Source organism: Helicobacter sp. (genome assembly GCF_022770205.1).
Lineage (GTDB): Bacteria > Campylobacterota > Campylobacteria > Campylobacterales > Helicobacteraceae > Helicobacter_D.
On record NZ_JALEIK010000012.1, the window covers coordinates 1 to 4,383 of the forward strand.

Below are 4,383 nucleotides of genomic sequence, written 5' to 3' on the forward strand. Positions count from 1 at the left end.
GCACTGATTGAAGATGGTGATGAAATAGAGATTTCTGTCTCGCGTGGGAGTTTGGAATTGAAAGTGGATTCTAAAACTTTAGAAGCACGCCGCGCTAAATGGAAGCCAATCAAAAAAGAGATAACAAGCAAATGGCTTAAACGCTACGCCCTGCTTGTAAGCAACGCCGCAAATGGCGCGGTGTTAAAAACGGAGTTGTAAGTGGGTAAAATACGAGAAATGGATAGCAAAAGCTTAAAGTAACAAAGAAATAAAAATGCTAAATAAAATTGAAATAAAAACATTGCAAGAGATAGAAAACAAATACTATATGCAGCCTATGCTTGAATCCATAATAAAAGATTTAAAAAATAATAAGCTTAATTTACAGGAAGTTTTTAACAATCTCTATGGATATTTGCTAGATTCTAAAGAAGCAGTTGAAAAGCTATTAAAAGAGCGTGTTAATAGAAATGAAATTAAAGATATAAGCCAAGCAAGAAAAAGCATAGCAGGAAGTGCCTTTTCAAACCTTATTGTTTGGGTATTTTTAAAAAATAAAGAAAGTGGAAATGTTGATAAGGATATTTTTATTACCAACAAAATATCACAAATCCCACATTTTAAAGAACTATTTTATATAAAGGTTGGCGAAGAAACACAAAAACCAGATGTAGATTTAGTAATTTATAGGCTAGATTCTAAACAAAATTTAGCAAGTTGCCTTATTCTTTCTCTTAAAACTTCTCTAAGAGAAAGAGCTGGTCAAACATACAAATGGAAACTTTTAATGGAAATTGCCAATACAGAATCTGGCATTAAAGAAAAATACAATATTAGCTATAACCCACCCATTCAACCTTTAGTATGCTTTGCTGCCGTTAATTTCTATAATGAAATCAATAATCCACAACATAGAGGTATGTTTAAATTTTTTGATTGTGCTTTTATAGGGAAAAATATACAAACAGGGGATTTCATTAAGCCTTGCAATACAAGAATCCATCAAAGCTATATACAATCCAAAATATGATTTTTTAGGGCAAAGCTATGCGTCAATGTATCCTAATTTACACAAATATCCAGCGACTATGCTCCCACAAATTGGCTATGAATTATTAAAAGAGTTTAAGGCAAAGAAAACAGCTCTTTTAGACCCATATTGTGGAAGTGGCAGTAGTTTTATAAGTGGTTTAGAGTATGGTATAAAGCATTTTGTGGGCTTTGATTTAAATCCTTTAGCAATCCTTTTTGAAAACATAGTAAAAATTGTGGAAATTAAGAAAGCTAATATTACAAACATTGATTTTTGGATAGAGAAACAAGCGCAGGTGGATTTAGCCCTTATTTTTCATCATTTAAACAATACTAAAGAATGGAATATAAAAAACTTATTTTTACTTGCTTTTAGTGAAACTTTAAGAGAAGCAAGCTATACAAGAAATAATGAATTTAAACTTTTTAGAATGAAAGATTATGAAAATTACAAGCCCAACACGCATAAAATCTTTAAAGAAAAGCTGGATTCTCTTATTGATGATTATTTATCTTTTTATCAACATAAAATAAAAAATATTACGCATAATATTACAAACTCAAGTTTTACAAATACCGCTAAAAGTTTGACACTATTCTTACCAGTCCGCCCTATGGTGATTCTAAGACAACAGTAGCTTATGGACAATTTAGCACTTTTATCAATGAATATATGGGCTTTCAAAATGCAAGGAAACTTGACTCACAGCTTTTAGGCGGTAAAAAATCAAAAGAGTTTTATAATAAGGGAGTAATGCAGGAATATATACAAGAAATTGCTAAAATTGATCGCAAAAGAGCTTTAGAAGTTTCAAGTTTTTATGTAGATTTGGAACAAAGTATTGTGAATTTAATAAACGCCTTAAATATCGGTGCTAAAGTCTTTTTTGTAGTGGGTAATCGTCAGGTTAAAAAAATACAACTTCCAACAGACAAGTTTATCGCCGAAGTTTTTTGCAACAATGGCTTTAAGCATTTGACTACCATAAAACGCAAGATTTCTAATAAAGCTATGCCACTTAAAAACTCTCCTACAAATAAAGCTGGAATCCTATCTAGCACGATGAATGAAGAATGGATAGTAGTGTGTGAGAAAACTTAGCAGTTCTATAACTTTGCAAAATTTATGTGATAAGCTAAATAACACAGATTGGCAGGAGCTTGGCTTTGTGTGTGATGGGAGGTTTCTTTTCTCACAAAGAAGCCTAGAAAATGCGATGTTAGATTCTAAGTTTTTTGATTTTTATCAAAAATATTAATATTAAAAAAATAGAATTAAAATCTAATTTAGCTACAAATCCTAATACAATGATAAAAACTTTAAAGTTATCTAAAAAACACTTGCAACTCTTCCCAAGTAAAATTTGCTAGCATATATGCAATTATAAACATCACAAAGGCAGTGAAGGAATTTAGAATCACCCAAGATTTTGGATTCTTAAAAAGCACACTTGCTTTATGTGCTGCAAATCCAAGACCTAAGAACCAAAGGCAAGATGCACTAATGATTCCACCACTTAGCAAGAGCTTTTCATCTGCGCTAAAGGGCAGAGCAATCGCACCTAAAATAAGAATTGTGTCTAAATACACATGAGGGTTTAGAAGCGTTATGGCAAGTGTTTGGGTGATTACTTTTACAAGGCTTGTTTTGTTTCCTTGTGCGTTTAATTCTAGGCGTTGGTTTGCTTTAAAAGCAGAGCGCAAAGATAGAATTCCATAGCTTAAGACAAAAAGTGTTCCAGCAACTCCAAGTAAAATCGTAAAAATCTTGTTTTTTGCTAGAAATTCCCCAACTCCAAAAATTCCTAAACTTACAAGCACAATATCACAAATAATGCAAGTTATACACACAAAAAAAATGTGATTTTTTAAGATTCCTTGTTTGATAACAAACATATTTTGCGCACCGATAGTTGCAAATAGTGATAGTGCAATTAGCAGTCCTTGTAGATAAATCTCCATAGTTTTCCTTAAAATTGTTCATAGAGTAGTTTAGTTGCCATTAGAAAGGAGATTCCAACAACAAGGGGTTTAATAATGCGGATTCCATAGCGAATAGCCATTCTAGAGCCAAGGTTTGCACCAATAAACTGCCCTAAAGCCATAAGCAGTCCAATACCCCATAGAATATGTCCGCCAAATGCAAAAAAGATTAAGGAAGCGAGATTTGTTGAGAAGTTATAAAGTTTTGCTTGTCCTAAACTCTGTGTTACGCCAAGCCCTCCAATGATGATTAATGCGAGCATAAAAAATGAACCTGTGCCCGGACCAAAAAAACCATCATAAAACCCAACAGCAGCAATTGCAAAGCTTAAATATGCTTTATTTATTTTCTCTGTTTTTTCTATCTCTTGAATATTGGGAGAAAATAAAAAATACAATCCAAAAATTAGCACAAAAAAGGGCAAAATCTTAGAGAGAAATTCTAATTGGATAAACTGCACACTCATTGTGCCTATTGCAGAAAAAATAAAGGCAATGCTTGCAAAAGGAATCCCAGATTTTAAGTTGATGTAACCTTTTTTATAGAATTGTAAGGTTGCAGAAAAGCTACCAAAGGAGCTTTGAAGCTTATTTGTTGCTAAGACTTGAAGAGGGGAAATTCCTGCAAGCAAAAGCGCAGGGATTGTTATCATTCCGCCACCTCCAGAAATAGAATCAATAAAACCCGCTACAAATGCCGCAAAAAAGAGCAATAAAAGCATATATACATCAAAACTAACGATAAATTCTTCCATTTAGATCCCTAAAACAAAAGCATTATTATATTGCAAGTTTTAAAAAATATCGCACATTGATTCACCATTGTGCAAGCGGGAGGATTTAGAATATTGACACTCCAACATAGAATCTTTGAGTCTAAAAAAGGCATTAGCTCCATAATGATGGATAACAAAGCCATCTTTTTGCTTGCTAAAATGGCAGTCTTTAGAAGTGAAATCTAAATGGCTGTATAGAGAATCCCAATTTATTGTTTGCCTTGTTTGAAGCTGCGCCTTTAACTCCAAGCGTAAATTTAACATTTGAAGTTGAAATTTTTTACACAAGCATTTTTAGTGTAATTTGCAAAATGCGGAATCCCAATGCTCAAAAGTATTCCAACTAGCAAGAGTGTTAGGATAATTTCTAATAAAGTAAAGGCATTTCTTAGCATTTTAAAAGATGATAGAGTTGCTAAGAAGTGGAATCTTCAATGTGGAATTTAAGCCAATATTTTCAATGAGTTTCGCACAAGTATCACCGCTTGCATTGCCTGGGGTTTGTGTGGAGATTTCTAAAAATTGGACACCTTTTGGTGTTGTAGCAGGTGCGCTCTTTGCATCAAGAAGCTTTGCACTAATGCAAGGGTTATTATTGGAATCTTGTAGC

8 protein-coding genes and 2 pseudogenes are annotated in these 4,383 nt (G+C 32.9%); 5 read left to right on the plus strand and 5 right to left on the minus strand.

Going from position 1 to position 4,383, the window contains the following annotated elements:
* The 5 genes and pseudogenes from MRZ19_RS01850 to MRZ19_RS01870 all read left to right on the plus strand — a co-directional run.
* A partial coding sequence (locus tag MRZ19_RS01850; RefSeq protein ID WP_291029766.1) for a dihydroxy-acid dehydratase occupies nt 1-201 on the plus strand: 201 nt, incomplete at its 5' end.
* 55 nt (nt 202-256) lie between these two features.
* The gene (locus tag MRZ19_RS01855) at nt 257-1,012 is read left to right on the plus strand and encodes a BsaWI family type II restriction enzyme (RefSeq protein WP_291029768.1); all 756 of its coding nucleotides are present in this window, start codon (nt 257-259) and stop codon (nt 1,010-1,012) included.
* Nucleotides 1,013-1,037: 25 nt separating this feature from the next.
* A complete protein-coding gene (locus MRZ19_RS01860; protein ID WP_291029770.1) occupies nt 1,038-1,652 on the plus strand; it encodes a hypothetical protein in 615 nt (204 codons plus the stop codon).
* 116 nt (nt 1,653-1,768) lie between these two features.
* On the plus strand, nt 1,769-2,116 hold the full coding sequence (locus MRZ19_RS01865; RefSeq protein ID WP_291029772.1) for a hypothetical protein: 348 nt from the start codon (nt 1,769-1,771) through the stop codon (nt 2,114-2,116).
* A pseudogene (locus MRZ19_RS01870) lies at nt 2,115-2,273 on the plus strand (class I SAM-dependent methyltransferase); the annotation flags it as partial. The gene MRZ19_RS01865 and the pseudogene MRZ19_RS01870, both read left to right, overlap by 2 nt.
* Nucleotides 2,274-2,340: 67 nt before the next feature.
* Here MRZ19_RS01870 and MRZ19_RS01875 read toward each other — a convergent pair.
* From MRZ19_RS01875 to MRZ19_RS01890, 5 genes and pseudogenes are all read right to left on the minus strand, one after another.
* Nucleotides 2,341-2,976, minus strand: coding sequence for a LysE/ArgO family amino acid transporter (locus MRZ19_RS01875; protein WP_291029774.1), 636 nt, complete (start codon nt 2,974-2,976; stop codon nt 2,341-2,343).
* Nucleotides 2,977-2,984: 8 nt separating this feature from the next.
* A complete protein-coding gene (locus MRZ19_RS01880) occupies nt 2,985-3,752 on the minus strand; it encodes a TSUP family transporter (protein ID WP_291029775.1) in 768 nt (255 codons plus the stop codon).
* Between the two features lie 39 nt (nt 3,753-3,791).
* Nucleotides 3,792-4,037: a hypothetical protein gene (locus MRZ19_RS01885; RefSeq protein ID WP_291029777.1), complete on the minus strand. Its 246-nt coding sequence runs from the start codon at nt 4,035-4,037 to the stop codon at nt 3,792-3,794.
* Nucleotides 4,031-4,168: a prepilin-type N-terminal cleavage/methylation domain-containing protein gene (locus tag MRZ19_RS08525; RefSeq protein ID WP_366936140.1), complete on the minus strand. Its 138-nt coding sequence runs from the start codon at nt 4,166-4,168 to the stop codon at nt 4,031-4,033. The genes MRZ19_RS01885 and MRZ19_RS08525 overlap by 7 nt, the downstream gene beginning before the upstream one ends.
* A gap of 1 nt (nt 4,169) precedes the next feature.
* Nucleotides 4,170-4,383, minus strand: a pseudogene (locus tag MRZ19_RS01890) (type II secretion system protein); the annotation flags it as partial.